General features: G+C 53.2%; 17 protein-coding genes. 11 read left to right on the forward strand and 6 right to left on the reverse strand.

The genetic code is table 11. From position 1 onward, the window contains the following. Positions 1 to 10: 10 nt before the first annotated feature. Together hpsC and SPI6313_RS01510 are read left to right on the forward strand one after the other, a co-directional pair. Positions 11 to 1180: a hormogonium polysaccharide secretion pseudopilin HpsC gene (gene hpsC / locus SPI6313_RS01505; protein ID WP_072619403.1), complete on the forward strand. Its 1170-nt coding sequence runs from the start codon at positions 11 to 13 to the stop codon at positions 1178 to 1180. 41 nt (positions 1181 to 1221) lie between these two features. Next, positions 1222 to 1965: a prepilin-type N-terminal cleavage/methylation domain-containing protein gene (locus tag SPI6313_RS01510; protein WP_072619404.1), complete on the forward strand. Its 744-nt coding sequence runs from the start codon at positions 1222 to 1224 to the stop codon at positions 1963 to 1965. A 157-nt stretch (positions 1966 to 2122) separates the two neighbouring features. Here SPI6313_RS01510 and SPI6313_RS01515 read toward each other — a convergent pair whose 3' ends face one another. Together SPI6313_RS01515 and SPI6313_RS01520 are read right to left on the reverse strand one after the other, a co-directional pair. Next, positions 2123 to 2569 carry a hypothetical protein gene (locus tag SPI6313_RS01515; protein ID WP_072619405.1) on the reverse strand — a complete coding sequence of 149 codons (447 nt, stop codon included), beginning with the start codon at positions 2567 to 2569 and terminating at the stop codon, positions 2123 to 2125. Further along, complete coding sequence (locus SPI6313_RS01520; protein WP_072619406.1) at positions 2570 to 3310, reverse strand: hypothetical protein; 741 nt, start codon at positions 3308 to 3310, stop codon at positions 2570 to 2572. It lies immediately after the preceding gene. A 296-nt stretch (positions 3311 to 3606) separates the two neighbouring features. On the opposite strand from SPI6313_RS01520, the gene SPI6313_RS01525 reads away from it, so the two are divergent. From SPI6313_RS01525 to SPI6313_RS01535, 3 genes are all read left to right on the forward strand, one after another. Then, the gene (locus SPI6313_RS01525) at positions 3607 to 5967 is read left to right on the forward strand and encodes a transglutaminase TgpA family protein (protein ID WP_072619407.1); all 2361 of its coding nucleotides are present in this window, start codon (positions 3607 to 3609) and stop codon (positions 5965 to 5967) included. A 152-nt stretch (positions 5968 to 6119) separates the two neighbouring features. After that, on the forward strand, positions 6120 to 8465 hold the full coding sequence (locus SPI6313_RS01530; RefSeq protein WP_072619408.1) for a putative bifunctional diguanylate cyclase/phosphodiesterase: 2346 nt from the start codon (positions 6120 to 6122) through the stop codon (positions 8463 to 8465). Positions 8466 to 8865: 400 nt separating this feature from the next. Continuing rightward, positions 8866 to 9381: a DUF2062 domain-containing protein gene (locus SPI6313_RS01535; protein WP_217650464.1), complete on the forward strand. Its 516-nt coding sequence runs from the start codon at positions 8866 to 8868 to the stop codon at positions 9379 to 9381. An 11-nt stretch (positions 9382 to 9392) separates the two neighbouring features. On the opposite strand, the gene SPI6313_RS01540 is transcribed toward SPI6313_RS01535, so the two are convergent. The 3 genes from SPI6313_RS01540 to SPI6313_RS01550 form a co-directional block, all read right to left on the reverse strand. Continuing rightward, complete coding sequence (locus SPI6313_RS01540; protein ID WP_072619410.1) at positions 9393 to 10172, reverse strand: photosystem II electron transport protein, Sll1252 family; 780 nt, start codon at positions 10170 to 10172, stop codon at positions 9393 to 9395. Positions 10173 to 10368: 196 nt separating this feature from the next. Beyond that, positions 10369 to 10797 carry a Holliday junction resolvase RuvX gene (ruvX, locus tag SPI6313_RS01545; protein ID WP_072619411.1) on the reverse strand — a complete coding sequence of 143 codons (429 nt, stop codon included), beginning with the start codon at positions 10795 to 10797 and terminating at the stop codon, positions 10369 to 10371. A gap of 12 nt (positions 10798 to 10809) precedes the next feature. Beyond that, the gene (locus tag SPI6313_RS01550; protein WP_072619412.1) at positions 10810 to 12000 is read right to left on the reverse strand and encodes a GNAT family N-acetyltransferase; all 1191 of its coding nucleotides are present in this window, start codon (positions 11998 to 12000) and stop codon (positions 10810 to 10812) included. A 277-nt stretch (positions 12001 to 12277) separates the two neighbouring features. Here SPI6313_RS01550 and rpmB point away from each other — a divergent pair, with 277 nt between their 5' ends. From rpmB to SPI6313_RS01585, 6 genes are all read left to right on the forward strand, one after another. Further along, positions 12278 to 12514: a 50S ribosomal protein L28 gene (gene rpmB, locus SPI6313_RS01555; protein ID WP_072619413.1), complete on the forward strand. Its 237-nt coding sequence runs from the start codon at positions 12278 to 12280 to the stop codon at positions 12512 to 12514. A 154-nt stretch (positions 12515 to 12668) separates the two neighbouring features. Then, positions 12669 to 12875, forward strand: a complete 207-nt coding sequence (locus SPI6313_RS01560) for a DUF3285 domain-containing protein (protein WP_072619414.1) — start codon at positions 12669 to 12671, stop codon at positions 12873 to 12875. Between the two features lie 23 nt (positions 12876 to 12898). After that, positions 12899 to 13402: an rRNA maturation RNase YbeY gene (gene ybeY, locus SPI6313_RS01565; protein ID WP_245788530.1), complete on the forward strand. Its 504-nt coding sequence runs from the start codon at positions 12899 to 12901 to the stop codon at positions 13400 to 13402. Between the two features lie 199 nt (positions 13403 to 13601). After that, positions 13602 to 14087 (forward strand): diacylglycerol kinase, encoded by a 486-nt coding sequence (locus SPI6313_RS01575; RefSeq protein ID WP_072619417.1) that lies wholly within the window; start codon positions 13602 to 13604, stop codon positions 14085 to 14087. Between the two features lie 48 nt (positions 14088 to 14135). Beyond that, positions 14136 to 14747: an anthranilate synthase component II gene (locus SPI6313_RS01580; RefSeq protein WP_072619418.1), complete on the forward strand. Its 612-nt coding sequence runs from the start codon at positions 14136 to 14138 to the stop codon at positions 14745 to 14747. Then, on the forward strand, positions 14744 to 15517 hold the full coding sequence (locus SPI6313_RS01585) for an MBL fold metallo-hydrolase (protein WP_072619419.1): 774 nt from the start codon (positions 14744 to 14746) through the stop codon (positions 15515 to 15517). Before SPI6313_RS01580 ends, SPI6313_RS01585 begins: the two co-directional genes overlap by 4 nt. Here SPI6313_RS01585 and SPI6313_RS24645 read toward each other — a convergent pair. Continuing rightward, positions 15514 to 15645, reverse strand: a complete 132-nt coding sequence (locus tag SPI6313_RS24645; protein WP_281248337.1) for a hypothetical protein — start codon at positions 15643 to 15645, stop codon at positions 15514 to 15516. The two genes, SPI6313_RS01585 and SPI6313_RS24645, sit on opposite strands and share 4 nt — an antisense overlap. Between the last annotated feature and the right edge of the window lie 5 nt (positions 15646 to 15650).

Below are 15650 nucleotides of genomic sequence, written 5' to 3' on the forward strand. Positions count from 1 at the left end.
CAGGAGAACCATGGCTCGATTGCTGAAATTCTTGCTCATTGCTCGGCTCAAGCAGCGCAAAACCGCAGGGTTCACCCTGATTGAACTGCTCGTGGCGATGATTATTGCGGTGTTGATCATGATTCCGCTGATGAGCTTGGCGGTGAACCTGATCGACACCGATCGCAGAGAACAAGCCAAGTCCACTTCTGAGCAGGAATTACAGGCGGCGGCGGACTTTATCGCCCGCGACCTGGAACGCGCCATCTATGTCTATGATGCGATCGCCCTCACCACCAACAACAACGCCACCGCCGCCAACTCCGGCATCCGCGACCAAATCCCCCCCGTCAAACCCGCTCCCGGCTGCACTGATGCCAATTTATGCCAACCCGTCCTCGCCTTCTGGACGCGCCGCCCCGTCCACGAAGCCGTTCCCTCCCTTGACCCCCAAACCCGCCGAAGCAGAAATGTCAACTGTAGTACAGCCAGCGATGCAGTCCGCGAAGCCTATTGTGATGACACCTTTGTCTATTCCCTGGTGGTGTACTATTTGATTCTCAACAATGGGGAAGATAAAGTCTGGTCTAACACCGCCCGCATCGGTCGCTTTGAACTGTCCGATGGGGTGAAGAATGTTGATAATGTGTATCTTGAAGATGTCGATCCCAACAGCGTGAAAGACGGAAATAAACGAGATCCGGGGTTTGTGCCGTTTGATTTGGGACTAGATGAGAGTATTCGCCTCAGTATGAATCAGTGGCGATCGGGCAACAAAGATAACAATAATCAAATTAATGCTGAAGCATTCGATGCTAGTAGTACGGTGCAAGTCTTGGTAGACTACATCGACCAAACTACGATCGCAGATAACAACGCCCTCCCCCGCACCGCTTGCCCTGCACCGGTGACAAACCCCCAAATTCCCCAAGAAGGCTGGATACAATCCCCCTACTACGGATCTCAAAACCCTGCGCCAAACCCTGCCCCTACTTCCCCGCCCACCGACTTCCAAACCTATAGTTTTTATAGCTGTATTAATGCTGAAGAAGGGATTGTTAAGCTCTTTTTGCGGGGGAATGCCTACGCTCGGATTCAAAATCGCAACAATCCGGGTGAATGGGTAGATACCATTACCCGCCGTAGCTTTTTCCCCAGTACGTCTGTTGAGGTCAATGCCGAAGGGGTGATTAATCAATAATTCTGGTCGTCCTTAGTTCTTGCAGTTTATTCCGGTGAGTCATGAAACAGCCCAACAAATCACAATTAGAACGCGGCTTTACGCTCATCGAGCTATTGGTTGTGGTGGTCTTAATCGGCATTTTGGCGGCGATCGCCGGGCCGAGTTGGCTTGGTTGGGTCACCCAACGCCGGATTAATGCCGTCAATGGTCGTGTGTTGCAAGCTGTTGAAGAGGCCCGCAACAACGCCCAAGCGAACAAAGTGCCCTATAGTGTCGCGTTTCGGGTGATTGATGGTGTGCCGGAAATTGCGGTGTATCCCGCAACATTAAATGATGCGGCCATCACCGATGCGAATACGAAAGCCAGTGTAGACCGACTCTTTGAACAGGGTCGCACTACGGATGTGAAGCCCAACGAGGTGATGATCATGACGAACCTCGACGGGGAAAATACCGCTGCGGAGACAGGGGGATTAGCTCTCTGGACGGGAGCGCAGGGCGTGGCAACCATCCGGAGCTATCCAGCGAATACGGATTTTTGGTCGGGAACAGGTAACCAAATGCCAACGCAACGGATCACCTTTGATGAGACGGGGGCGTTAGCGGGGGATGATGCGGAAACGGGCCTGTTGATGTTGGTCTCGATGCCGGTGAATGCCGATCGCAACAATGCGGCAACGGCCACAACCCAACCCATTACAAGTAAGATCCGCTGTGTGCGGGTGGGGACGCTGTTGGGCGGTTTGCAGTTGGGGCGATCGGCGGATGAGTGCGAGCGATTTTATGAAGGTGACAATATTTAGAGCACCCTGTTCACAGGTAAGGGGCTTATGGAGGTTAACTATATTAATCTAGTAATTGAAAAAGGCTCTAAATCTCTAGCGAGCAAGATGCTCGCACTACGGAATGACGGATTATTTCCTTAAGTTTCAAAAGCCCTTTGTTGGTGTGTCCTCAATATTACTGATCGGGGCCGTCGTATTCCCAGACGACACCGCCGCTTTGCCGCAGCATTAGTTGGGTGGAGATGGCGTAGGAGACGGCTCCGATTTCGGAAATGTTGGGGATATTTTGGGTTTGGCGGGTGAGGAGTTCGAGGCGGCGGGCGAGTTCAAGGTTGGCATGGGGGGAGGCGATCGCACTCTGACCAAAACCCAAGAGCCAATTGACCCAATCCGTGAGGGTGGTGCGATCGCTCACTTGGTCGAAAAACTTTTCAATCCGGGGCGCAGTCCAGCCGTGGGATACCCCTTCGAGGAGTTGGGTAAAGAGAAATTCGTAATCGGTGGCGCTGAGGGGTTGGGAGGCTGCGGGGGTTGGGGGAACAGAAGCAGGTGGGGGGGGAGTTCGTCGTCCGGTGAGCCGTTGCCAAAGCCGTTTGAGCCAATTCCAAAAGGCATTTAACATTTAAGACTCCGAGTCGTGAATGAGGGCGGACAAACTGTAATGGCGGCGAATATCGAGTTGATCCGCAAGATCGAGGCTATCACCCGGCGGTAGGGGCATTTCATCGAGGGGAGTCAGTTCTTCGGGGGCGAGGACGGTGACGCGGGGCTGCTGGGGTAGGCGAGCGGCGACGGCTTTCGGGGTCGCGGCCACGGTAAAGGGGGCGGTTTGGGGGTGAAATTGGGGCGATCGCGAGGGGGGCAAGGGGGTAACACGAGCCGAGGGCAGCGGTCGAGGGGGGGTAGCAGGGAGGGAAGAGAGCGATCGCAAAATCAGCGTCACCACAAACGACGTGGTCGCACAGCCCACCGTTAACAACACCAACAGCCGCAGCGAAAACCACGATGACCCCGATGGTGCTTCAGGGGCCGGGGATGGCGGTACGTTACTCGGATCTTGATCCGCAGCCGGAACGGGTAGGGGGACAGGTTCGGGGCTAGGTTCTATTTCAGGAACCACCTCTAAGGCGGCATCATCTTCGCCCAAGGTGCGATCGGCCGGATTCACCTCCACAGGTTCTGGCAAAAGAATCGGGTCAGGCTCTAATCGTCCCGGACTCAAAAGGCTCATGGTTGCCGACACCGTCACCGACAAGGCCACAAGCCACGCACCACCCCAGAGCAAAATCGGGGGAATTTTAAACCGAGGGGATGGGGGCAACGCCTCTGCAATATTCGGGTCGTCGGAAGGAGAATGCAACATGGGCGCAAAAAAAATCCAGAAGAGCGAAAGACGACGTACCTATTGACGTGCTTAGACGTGCTTATTATAGGAGACATCCTCAAAATATGGCAGTGCGATCCTGCCCCACCGATTTAATTTCCGAGACCGAGGGATTTCAAAAGACCCTTTAAGATAATGGGTAAGCCACTCGATCGCCTTGATCCATTGCATCTGGAATCCGTGCTCTTGATGTGGTAGTGCAATGCGTGCCTGAAATCCTGAACCAGGTTCGCACCCATAACAGTCTCTGCTCTTCTCGCTTGAACCGTACTTTTATGCAACTTTCATCCCTGTTCCGCCGGATTCCTGTGGTGGGTTCACTGCCACAGCGTTTGATGAATCTCCCACGCCCAGAAACGGAGGAGTCTTTGACCCTCCGCATTTTTGTGCAGGTGTTGGTGGTGGTGGGGATTGTGGCGACGGATGTGGCTGCGTCTACACAGATGAGTGTGTGGGCGATTCCCCTCAGTTTTGCTGGGACGGGGTGGAGTTGGGTGCGTCGCAAGCACCGGAATATTACGGTGAAGTTTTTACTGGCGATCGCGATGCTGGCGGCGTTGATGTCGTTCTTGGGGAATTTGCTGGCGAATTTGAATGATACCCGCTTGGTGTTGGCGCAATTATTGATTCAGTTGCAAGTGTTGCACAGCTTCGATTTACCGCGTCGTAAGGATTTAGGCTATTCGATGGTGATTGGTTTGATCCTGATCGGGGTGGCGGGGACCTTGAGCGAAACCCTGCTGTTTGGGCCGTTTATTGTCGTGTTTTTAGCGATCGCCTTTCCGATTTTGATCCTCGACTATCGCTCTCGGTTAGGCTTTTCAGGGGGTGCGATCGCGGGTTTTCGTCCCCATCGCCCCGCGAACTCTGGAACCGCTGCGCCGCAATTCCGCCTCCCCCTGCCCCTCTCCCTCCAGCAATGGGGCGGCTTTTTTGCCTTAACCCTCCTGTTGGGCTTGGCCGCCTTTGCCCTGATGCCCCGTTTTCCCGGCTACCAATTGCAAACCCTGCCGGTGTCTAGTTCCATCGCCTTTGAAAATCAACGCTTTGGGGCGGACAATCGCGGCATCCTCAATCCAGGTACAGCGGACGGAAGCGCCGCCGAGGGGGATGACGCTTCGGGCACGGAGGGAGCCGCCGGAGCCGAAGAAACGACGCTGTATTACGGCTTCAGTCGTCAGATGGATCAACTGGGACGAGGCAAGCAAACCCTCACACCGAAAGTGGTGATGCGGGTGCGATCGCAAGCCCCCGGTTTTTGGCGCGTCCTCGCCTTTGACCGCTACACCGGCAGCGGCTGGGATGTGTCACGAGACGAGCAACTCATCACCGTTGAACGCCCCGACTGGTCTTACCGTTTCTACATGGGAATCCCGAACGGCCCCAAACTTTCCCAACAGGTGATCCAAACCTTCACGATCACCGCCCCCATGCCCAACCTGATCCCCGTCCTCACCCATCCCCAAACCCTTTACTTTCCCACGCCAGAAATTGCCTTTGACCCGGAAGGAGGCCTCCGCGCCCCCATTCCCCTCACGGAAGAATTAACCTACACCGCCATTTCTGACGTGCCCCGCCGCGATCGCACCGCCCTCGGCCAAGCCGGGACGAACTACCCCGACACGATCCGCAAATACTATCTTCAAGTCCCCCCCGCCCAACTGGATTCCCTCCGCCTCAATGCCGAAACCCTCCTCAGTGAAGCCAAAACCCGCCCCGAAAATCCCTACGAAATCGCTCTCTTTCTCGCCCAAGAACTCAAACAGCAATACAGCATCAACCCCGACGGCCTCGCCTTTCCCGGCGAAGACCTCACGGAAATGTTTTTTCGCAATGGCGGCGGCTATCCTGACCACTTCTCGACGGTGTTAACCCTGATGCTGCGATCGCTCGGCATCCCTGCCCGCTTAAGTGCCGGGTTTGGCCCCGGTCAATTTAACCCCTTCACCGGCTTCTACGTCGTGCGCAATACCGATGCCTTTGCCCTCACTGAAGTCTATTTTCCAGACCATGGCTGGTATAGTTTTGACCCCCTACCGGGCCATGAAATTATTCCCCCCTCCATCGAAGAAGTGGAAACCTTTGGCGTGTTGCGGCAGTTTTGGAATTGGATCGCCGGTTGGCTGCCGTCTCCCGTAGTGGGGGCGATCGCTGTCCTTTGGAGTGTCACCGTCGGCGTTGCCGTGGAGGTAATCGCAGCACTGTGGCAAGTGATGTCGAACAGTGCGATCGGGTTCTTGTTCGGGAGCATTAGCCTCGCCGGTTTTGGTCTCTTAGTCTGGCTGGTCGGACAACAGGGGCGACGCTGGTGGCAACAGCAACGTCTCCGGACGCTACCCCCGATGGAGCGAATCTATCGACAAATGATCCTCCTCCTCGATGCCGCCGGCGATCGCACCGCCCTCCATCCCCCCAAACACCCCAGTCAAACCCCCCGCGAATATGCAGACCACCTCCGATCACACTACCCCCCAGACCTCTGCACTATCATTGACGAAATTACACAAGCCTACTTGCAGTGGTACTACGGCTCCCACTCCCCCAATACAGCCCATCTCCAAGCGCAACTCAAACGCCTGCGTCCACTCTTGCGATCGCCATCTCGCACCCCGATCAATCTGGGAACGCAGTCATAAACCAGCCATTTCTCCAATCAAACGTGCTGTAAATTACACCGACAAAAAAACAGGATTGATTTAAGATCAAGGCAATCCGTTTGCTGGTGTTAGGAAGTTAGACTCTACTTTTTAAGGTGTTGATTGACCGTATCCAGCATAACCTCTAAACCATGGTGTCGAAACAAAACACACACAGCAAAAAATTAGGACGACCCATCCAAATTTTATTCTTGTGCTACCTAGGCTTTATTTTCGTCTTAAGTGGCTTATTTTTCTACCTAATGTGGCGGCAAACCAAAGCAGAAGTTGAAACAGAACTAGCCTATCAAAATCAACTAGCATTACGCTCAACCGAAAGTATTTTTAACTACTTTGAAAGTGCCCTAGACGTAGTAGGCCGTCGCTTAGCCGAACTCGATCAACAAAATAAAATCAACGAATCCTATCAACTCATTCAGCAAATTAATGCCATCAACGAAGGCATGGCCGGCTTTGGATTAGCGCGAACAGATGGGCAACTATTGATCGTCTCTAATCTCAATCCCGATCAATCCTTACCTAATTTGCTCGACAATCCAGCGAATGTCGAGAGTTTTCAAACCACCCTTGATCGCCCCGGCCTCCATCCGGGGCGAACTTACTATATGGAAACCCTCGGAACTTGGGTCATTCCGGTACGTTTAGCCCTCAGAAATCCGAACGAAATAACCCGCTATGTGATGACCGCTGGACTTAATATCATGGGAGGAAATACCGCCTGGCAAACGGTTCATTGGTCAGAGAAAACCCTCTTCCAAGTGATCCGTAACCAGGATGGCTACATCCAATTCCAAAACCCCATTGCCCCCACCCTAGAGTACGAAGACATCTACAATCAGCCCATTCCCGCTGCCCAAATGGAATGGCTCCGTACCAAAACCCCCACCACCCACGACACCACAAGCACCTATTGGAATGTGTCCTGGTCAATGACCGCTGCAAGAAATGTCAGTACCCCTCAAGTGGTCAATGTCACCTATCTACCTGCCTATGATTTGTATTTAGTGGTGTCACAACCCATGTATTTAGTGTGGCAACGCTGGCTGATTAATGTGCAGATTAATGTGATCGTGATGACCTTATTAATCGGGTTATCTGTCCTTGTGTATTTCTATGTTCGCCAGCTTCAATCTCAAGTCCAGACCGATTGGATCTATCATGCCACACACGATCTATTGACTGGTTTACCCAATCGTTTATTTTTAAGCGATTATCTTGAACAAGTCATTGCACAAGCCCAACAACAAGGCAGCCTAGTCGGAATTTTCTTCATTGACTTAGATCACTTTAAGCGAGTGAATGATTCTTTTGGCCATGATATGGGAGATAAGTTACTTCAAGATGTGGGTCAGCGCTTACGCATGACCTTTGAGCCTCAGATTATGGTGGCGCGTCAAGGGGGAGATGAATTTATTGTGGTGTCTGCGCCGACGAACGATCATGAGGGCATTGAAGACATTGCCCGCCAAGTGATTCAACAGTTTCGTGAGCCGTTTTTGATTCAGCAGGAGTCCATCACGATCACGCCGAGTATTGGCGTTTCAATTTTCCCCATTGATGCTCAAAAGTCATTTGATCTTCTGCGCCACGCTGATACTGCTCTGTACAACTCCAAGGATAATCAGCGGGGGATGTATCTTTTTTATAACGAGGGGATGAACCAGGTGGTGCAACGCCGTTTTCAAGTGGAAAATGCGTTACGCTGTGCGGTGGAACGGAAGGAACTTCAGGTTTACTATCAACCGAAAATTGATATTATTCAGGGTCAGGTTGTGGGTTGTGAGGCCTTGGTGCGTTGGTTCCACGAGGAACTAGGTCAGGTGAGTCCGGCGGAGTTTATCCCCATTGCTGAGGATATTGGGGTAATTGATCAGATTGGGGCTTTTGTGTTACAAACAGCCTGTGACCATTGGGCGACCTTTCAAACAATGCTTGGGCATGAATTTAGGCTCTCGGTGAATGTGTCTGCAAAGCAGTTGCTGAATACCAATGTGGTGGAATTAGTGCAGGCTGCGATCGCATTCTACCAAGTTCCTCCCCATGCCCTCGTTATCGAAATCACTGAATCTGTATTTATTCATGATTTTCTCCATACCCGAAAACTGCTCCAACGTCTTTCATCCCTGGGGGTGAGTATCTCCATTGATGACTTTGGGACGGGCTACTCATCCTTAAGTTATCTCAACCGTTTACCGGTTTCTGAGTTGAAAATCGATCGCAGTTTTATTCGTGATATTTTAGTCGATGAAAATGATGCCAAGCTCGCCCAATCGATTATTAATCTAGGGTTGATGATGGGGGTTGAAGTCATTGCCGAAGGGGTAGAAACCGCTGCCCAAGCAGAACTCCTCCAAGCCTATCATTGCCGTTATATTCAAGGCTATTATATTAGTTGTCCACTTTCATTTAAAGAATTTCAAGAGTTCTTAATAAAGCATAGTTGCTCGTTAGATTATGATCGTATTCCCCTCACTTGAATTAATGTGATACCAGCATCATTGCAGGGAGAAAGCTTGGACGCAGATATGGAGCGATGTCCTGATCTCCTCGGTATTGATCAATTCCAGGCTCAGGTTTGGCGAGAATCATCACTGTTTGATTGCAATCCCCAATGATTGGTGAGTAGGCAAGGATCTGAATCCCCTTGTTAATAGAAGTCCAAGACTTACAATTGATTGAGGAACGCGAGATGAAATTGCCCTATCTTCGATCCTAAACGGATCTTGGTGTTGATTTTGCACAATGCTTGATCTCATCCGGCTTAATCGTGAAGTGGCCTAAGCTCACAACTTGCAGGGAAACTGAATCAATGGGGATCGCATGGAGAGGAACACTATCGGTACAATTAAGAGATGTCGGCTCCAGGTGACACAATTTGTGACCAAGACCATTCCTAAACTTTCATCCTGTCGTCCCCGCCGTTCTTGGTGGCGCAAGCAGGTTCATTATTACTACTATCAGATTCTACGGTTGCGGGGAACACCGAAGGCGATCGCGCGGGGTGTGGCGATCGGGGTGTTTTTCGGCTGTTTCCCGTTTTTTGGGTTGCAGACGCTGCTAGCAGTGGTCGGGGCGACGCTGTTGCGGGGCAATCGCTTGACGGCAATGGCGGCCACTTGGATTAGTAATCCGCTCACCTATGTGCCGATTTATGCGTTTAATTTCCATATGGGTCAGGAAATTCTGCGGGTTAAGGATGTGGATCTCTCGGCGATTGATTGGACTTCGTCGGATTTGTTTTATTTGGGGTGGAAATTTGCGCTGACCTTGGGGGTGGGGTGTTTTGTCGTGGGGACGATCGCTGCCGTCCTCAGTTATTGCCTCACGATTCCCCTGGTGCTCCGCCTCCGCAAATCCCGCCACAAGAAGCGCCCGAAGTTGCCCCGTCGTTAGGGGATGGCCCGCTAAACTAAGCGGGTGAGTTGGATGCGGTAGCGTTGCTTTTTCGTGATCGCTACTTCGCCCACTTCGAGGCGACCTTTGCCGCGCATGGCGATGAGATCCCCGGCTGCGACGGTGTGGCTGGGTTGGGTGATGTCTTTCCAGTTGACGCGCACATCACCGGAACTGATCGCATCGGACATTTTGCTGCGGGACATGCCAAATCCGGCAGAGGCGATCGCATCCAACCGCATCGAAGCTTCAACGGTGGTCATTTCCTTGCGTTTCGGGGGGCGAATTTTGAGGGCTTCCAGGGGGATGGGATGGGTTTTCACCGGAACTGATCGCACTTGCACCAGACTTTGGCAGAGGAATTCCACCAATTCCGGCACAACGATCATCTGTGCCCCCCGTTCCCCCAGGACGATAATATCTCCGACCTTTTCCCGCACAATTCCCGTTCCCAAAATCGAACCGAGAAAATCCCGATGGGTCGCCGGGTCAAAGAGGAAATTCCCAGCGACATCAAGGGCGGCCAGTTCGACTTGGCTGGGGTCAAGGGGGAGTTCGGAGCGAGCGATCGCTAGCCGTTGCCGTTCTGCCTGGGGATAGCCACCGCCTGCGCTTAACTCAATTTCCGTCAGCTTGGCAAAGGCGCGTTGAGCCTCAATTAAGACCGGCGGCGAAAGGAAGTCCGTCATCACCACTTCCCAGGTGCGTAGGGCTTGTTCTGCCTGGTCAATCACACGAGTCACAGCATCGCGATTTTCAACACCTTTGAGGAGATCGTCTTTAGGCAACATGATGGTTGAGAAAATTTGAGCACCAATCCAGGGTATCGCGCTCAGTCAATGCATTCATCTAGACAAGGTGGCCGATGGAGGTTAATTCTTGAATCCGAGCATTGAAACAGTCTATAAAATCTCTAGCGAGCAAGATGCTCGCACTACGGAATGATCGGATGATTTTCATAAGCCTCTTGTGAGATACGCGGCGGGATTAGGGCGATCGCCGCCGTTGATCGAGCCAGGTTTGCAGAATAATCGCGGCAGCTTTGCGATCGATCAGTCCCTTATTTTGACGAATTGAAATCCGCTGGGCTTGCATTTGTGCCTCAGCTTCCAGGGATGTGAGCCGCTCATCCACGTAGTCTAAGGGCAGTTGGAGAGCATGGGCGAGACGTTGGGCGTATTTCTGCACCTGTTTGGCTTGGAATCCGATCGCTCCATTCATCGTGTAGGGCAACCCCACCACAAGCTGCTGTACCTGCCGCTCTGCCACGAGAGCTTGAAACGCCGCCACATCCTGAGAGAAGGAATGGCGGGTGATCGTGGTTAGCCCCGTGGCAATTAGCCCCAGGCCATCACAGCCAGCGACTCCAATCCGTTTTTTGCCCACGTCCAATCCTAAGGCGGCAATCCGTTCCATGGCGGCAGGGGCCTAGGCTTGGGTTTCGGGCGGGTTCGGGCGGGATGAATCGGTGCGATGATCCCGTTTGGGTAAAAACTTGGCCCAGGACATCCGGGTGGGGATGGGGGTGCGGGCGGGTTGGAGTCCGAGCATATCGGGCAGTTGGAGGCCTTCGAGGGGCTTGGTTTCCCGCAGTTTGTGCCACACGGAACGCGACATCAGGAGGGTGTGCTCAATGCGCTCGGCTCCGAGGTGCTCGAAGTAGTCTTCGCGCTCGGTTTGGTAGTCGGTGGAGGTGATGTGGAGGGGAGTGCCGGGGACGGTTTGGGCAACTTTGGCGATTTGGGCTATCAGTTCAGGGTAGAGCCAGGTGTAGGCGGGATGGACGGTGAGGAGGGCTTCGTGGGGGCGATCGCCGTCTCGATGGAGGGTGAGGGAAAAGTGACCGATCGCGGCTTTTCGTTGGGGTTCAAACACATAGCCACTCACCACTTCTGTTTGGTTAATCCAGTTGTGGATATTGTTGGCGATCGCACTCCAAAAGGGTGTTTTAAAATCTTCGACATGGCGATCGAACACCTGACGCAACAAGGGCGGCATCGACACCGTATCCAGTTGATAAAGTAACTGGGCATCGGCATTGCTCACCGGCAGCAGGTTCGGCAGGGAGGGTTCATGCTGGGCAATGCGTTGCAATACGTCCGGGCTGATGTTCCAGTTAGTGACTTGGGCCAGGGGTTGAAAGCCATTTTGCCGATAGAGGGCGAGGGTTTGCTTGTCTTGGATATTCACCTCTAACACCCAAGTGCGAGCTTCCCACAACACTTCAAAACAGTGGCGGAGGAGGTGTGAGCCGGTATTTTTGAGGTTTAAGCCGCTATTAATCGCCGCGGCTGCGGCATCAAACATCACTTGCTCAACACGCCAGGTGGTGCGAGTCCGGTTGCAGGGCATGACATGAATCAAGCCGCACAGTTGGCCCTCTTGCTCGGCTACGTAGATGCAAAACTGATGTTGGGTCAAGTTGGGAAACAGACGCAGCACATTCAGCAGGCCAAACCAATGCTGAAATTGGTTGAGTTTACGATTCAGACTCTGCCACTCCCGAAGTTTGGAGTCATCCCACACCCGTTGTGCCAAGGTTGCGATCGCTTCCACATCCCGCAATTGCAGGGGACGGATGGTGGGGGACGCATGGCCAAAGGGGGTGCGAGATTTCATAGCAGCTCACCAAAAATTGAGACAGAAAGGAACCAATGTTGCTCCGATCTTAACCTACTATTCTCTGATTCCCTAGGTTTCCGGATCGGTAAGGCAGGGAAGTCGCCGCCTTGGATGGGGTTCAGCCTCAGGCCGGGGGATGTGTGCCGTCAACCGTTCGAGAGGCGATCGCCCTGGGGAGTCAGGAGATTTTCTCCCGATCCTGGGGATTTTCAAAGTCTGATATACAATTAAAGATCGCGGCTCACCTGACGATTTTTAGGAGGTCTTGGTAACCATGGCACGTCGCTGTCAAATCACGGGCAAAAAAGCCAACAACGGCTACGCCGTTTCTCACTCTCACCGTCGCACGAAGAAGTTGCAAGAAGCAAACTTGCAATGGAAGCGGATTTGGTGGGCAGAAGGGAATCGCTGGGTACGGATTAAGTTATCCACGAAAGCGTTGAAAACGGTTCAAAAGAAAGGATTACACGCCGTTGCTAAAGAAGCAGGTCTTAATCTTAATAAGTTCTAATAATCTACCTTGGCTGGTTGATCATCTTGAAGGGAAACGGATTTGCGAATCGGTTTCCCTTCTTGGGTCTAGGGAAGCGATCGCACCCCTGAATCCTAAAGTTCCGTGATACTGTGAAGTTATATTGCAAGTTCGAGCAACAGCATCCGAAATCATGGAAGAGTCTGCATCCCAAGTTACGCCGGAAACCAGAGCCACCGATGAACCTGCGGCCGATGCTCCGGAAGAAGAGCAAGCCAGTTATGTGAAGTTAGCCATGCGGAACATGGTGCGCAAAAAGGGCACATCCCTGAAACATTTTTTCCTCTCCACGGCGGGTCTGTTGGGGCTGCTGATCGGTTTAGCCTATTTAACGCGCTAGGGGTGATGGAGTCTCAGCCACCGATGACAGTCACCGTTAATCTTCAGGATGATGGAGGGTATGGTGCGATCGCCCCGGCACAATGGTCACACTGGCTCAGCCATTGGTTTGCCCAGCTTAACCCGGAACTTCCCCCCGCCCCCAGTTATGAATTGAGCCTGCGGTTCACCGATGATGCTGAAATTCATCAGCTTAACGCCCAGTATCGCGCCATCAATCGCCCCACCGATGTCCTCGCCTTTGCCGCCTTAGAACAAACATTAGCCTGGTATCCCCCCGATGAACCCGTGGATCTCGGCGATGTGATCATTTCCGTTGAAACGGCACAACGGCAGGCCAAGACCCAAGGCCATGGGCTGGATCGAGAAATCCTGTGGCTTGTGAGTCATGGTGTTTTACATCTGCTGGGCTGGGATCATCCCACCGAGGCAGAGCTTGCCCAGATGCTGGCTCAACAGGAGACCTTGATTGCATCACTCCAAAACCTGCCCGCCGTGGATGCCTCAACCCCAGGGAGTTGTTGCTAAAACAGGTCAAAGGACTTGAATGTCATGATTTTGTTGCTCAAAAACCACGGGAATCGCCCTAGGATGCTAAAACTGTGGACAGCGATCAGGAATAGGACTTCAACAATTGTCTTGGGTTCACTGGGGTACAGTTTGACGATTATCCCGCTGCCCGGTTCTGTTTCTGTTTCGTGTTCTGTGCCGCTTCCCATGAACAGCCATGACCCTCAACTCCCATCGTCCTCCCCAATGCGACGTAACCCCCGTTGTTCCCTCGCTTTACGCTGTGATGCCCCAACGTAGTTCCAACTCTCGCCCCCTGGCCTGGCAAATTGCCCCGAATTTGTGGGTGAGTTTTCGTTATGCTTGGGCGGGGGTGATCTACGCCTTCAAAACCCAGCGCAATTTTCGGATTCATACGGGAATTGCGATCGCTGCGATCGCCTTAAGTTTGGGATTACAGATTAGTCGGGTGGAAATGGCGGTGGTGGCGCTCACCTGTGCCCTTGTGATGGTGTTGGAATTGGTCAATACGGCCCTCGAATCGGTGGTGGATTTGACCGTTGAACAGAGCTATCACGAACTGGCAAAGGTGGCGAAAGATTGCGCGGCTGGAGCGGTATTAGTAGCAGCGATCGCCTCTATTTTTGTCGCCGGAGTGATTCTGTTGCCCCCCCTCTTTGCGGCGATCGCCCCCTTGTTCTGACCACGACAGTCTCGACCTTAATTTACGCTGACGAAAGGAGTACCGTTTTTGCTACTGGTTATTGATAATTACGACAGCTTCACCTACAACTTGGTGCAGTATTTGGGGGAATTAGCGAGTGAATTCCCCGTCGCGACAGATATCCGCGTCTATCGTAACGACCAAATTGATCTCGACGCGATTACTGCGATCGCCCCCGATGGCATCGTCATCTCCCCCGGCCCCGGCCGTCCCGATGACGCAGGCATTTCCGTCGCTGTCATTGAAACCCTTGGATCTCAGTTTCCCATTTTGGGTGTTTGTCTAGGGCATCAAAGCCTCGGCCAAGTCTTCGGCGGGACGGTAGTGGCTGCACCGATCTTGATGCACGGCAAAACCTCCGAAATTCACCACACCGGCCAAGGCGTTTTTCAGAACCTCCCCAATCCCTTTTCAGCCACTCGTTATCATAGCCTTGTGGTTGATCGCCAAACCCTACCGCCCACGCTCGAAGTGACCGCCTGGGTAGACGACGGTACGATCATGGGACTCCGGCATCGGGACTATCCCCACCTCGAAGGTGTACAATTTCATCCCGAAAGTGTCTTAACCCCGGTCGGAAAAAACCTCCTGCGGAATTTTCTTGCCGCTCTCCATCCTCAACCTGCAAAGAATTCATGAAGCGAAGCACCTTTCTCCGTTACCTAGGGGCCAGTACCATTACCACCCTCGGCCTGAGCCAAGTCTCAGGTTCCCCAGCCCAAGCCCAAGGCGCAGGCCTATCGATGCGCTGGTATGGCCATACCTGTGTGCTGTTTACGGGCGGGGGACAACGGGTGTTAGTGAATCCCTTTCGTGCCCTCGGTTGTACCGCTGGGTATCCCGTCCCTAATCCGGCCGTGGATTATATTCTGATGAGTAGCCGCCTTTTTGATGAGGGCGCACCCGCAGCCGATACCCCCGGAAACCCACGTATTTTGTTCCAGGCGGGGGCCTATACGGTGGGGTCAAGTCAGTTTGAAGGGATTGCGATCGCCCACGATCGCAACGGTGGCCGCCGCTTCGGCACGAATGTCGCCTGGAAATGGCAACAGGGCGGCGTGAATATCCTCCACCTCGGCGGCGCGGCAGCCCCCATTGAGTTTGAGCAACGAATTCTCATGGGACGGCCTGATATTCTCTTTGTCCCCGTTGGCGGTGGCCCCAAAGCCTACAACCCCCAAGAAGCCCAAGCCGCCATCCAAGCCCTCAACCCCAAAATTGCCGTTCCCACCCATTACCGCACCAACGCCGCCGATGCCGCCGCCTGCGACATCACAAGCCTTGATACCTTCCTAAGCCTCTATTCCCCCGATCAAATCCGTCGCTTGGGCAGTCAAACTCTCTCCCTCAGCGCGGGCAGTCTACCCAGCAGTGGAACCGCCATCTATGTGTTCCGCGACCCTGTCTAGGAGCGATCGCCCAACGCCATAATCCGCGCAGCCAAGCAATCTGCTCCCCTCCGGTGTAGGGCATCCTCAGCCGCTTGATTGCTGCGCCCTAGGGCCATGGCGATAAACTTTATCAGAAGTTTATACAAAATTT

The sequence above is a fragment of the Spirulina major PCC 6313 genome, from assembly GCF_001890765.1.
GTDB classification, from domain to species: Bacteria; Cyanobacteriota; Cyanobacteriia; order Cyanobacteriales; family Spirulinaceae; genus Spirulina; species Spirulina major.

What these genes read in the sequence shown, in the direction of transcription:
- hpsC (WP_072619403.1), top strand. Translation starts at nt 11, where the DNA reads ATGGCTCGATTGCTGAAATTCTTGCTCATTGCTCGGCTCAAGCAGCGC.
- SPI6313_RS01540 (WP_072619410.1), bottom strand. Translation starts at nt 10,172, where the DNA reads ATGTTGCCTAAAGACGATCTCCTCAAAGGTGTTGAAAATCGCGATGCT.
- SPI6313_RS01575 (WP_072619417.1), top strand. Translation starts at nt 13,602, where the DNA reads ATGACCCTCAACTCCCATCGTCCTCCCCAATGCGACGTAACCCCCGTT.
- SPI6313_RS01585 (WP_072619419.1), top strand. Translation starts at nt 14,744, where the DNA reads ATGAAGCGAAGCACCTTTCTCCGTTACCTAGGGGCCAGTACCATTACC.
- SPI6313_RS01520 (WP_072619406.1), bottom strand. Translation starts at nt 3,310, where the DNA reads ATGTTGCATTCTCCTTCCGACGACCCGAATATTGCAGAGGCGTTGCCC.
- SPI6313_RS01550 (WP_072619412.1), bottom strand. Translation starts at nt 12,000, where the DNA reads ATGAAATCTCGCACCCCCTTTGGCCATGCGTCCCCCACCATCCGTCCC.
- ruvX (WP_072619411.1), bottom strand. Translation starts at nt 10,797, where the DNA reads ATGGAACGGATTGCCGCCTTAGGATTGGACGTGGGCAAAAAACGGATT.
- rpmB (WP_072619413.1), top strand. Translation starts at nt 12,278, where the DNA reads ATGGCACGTCGCTGTCAAATCACGGGCAAAAAAGCCAACAACGGCTAC.
- ybeY (WP_245788530.1), top strand. Translation starts at nt 12,899, where the DNA reads ATGACAGTCACCGTTAATCTTCAGGATGATGGAGGGTATGGTGCGATC.
- SPI6313_RS01525 (WP_072619407.1), top strand. Translation starts at nt 3,607, where the DNA reads ATGCAACTTTCATCCCTGTTCCGCCGGATTCCTGTGGTGGGTTCACTG.
- SPI6313_RS01530 (WP_072619408.1), top strand. Translation starts at nt 6,120, where the DNA reads ATGGTGTCGAAACAAAACACACACAGCAAAAAATTAGGACGACCCATC.
- SPI6313_RS01515 (WP_072619405.1), bottom strand. Translation starts at nt 2,569, where the DNA reads ATGTTAAATGCCTTTTGGAATTGGCTCAAACGGCTTTGGCAACGGCTC.
- SPI6313_RS01560 (WP_072619414.1), top strand. Translation starts at nt 12,669, where the DNA reads ATGGAAGAGTCTGCATCCCAAGTTACGCCGGAAACCAGAGCCACCGAT.
- SPI6313_RS01510 (WP_072619404.1), top strand. Translation starts at nt 1,222, where the DNA reads ATGAAACAGCCCAACAAATCACAATTAGAACGCGGCTTTACGCTCATC.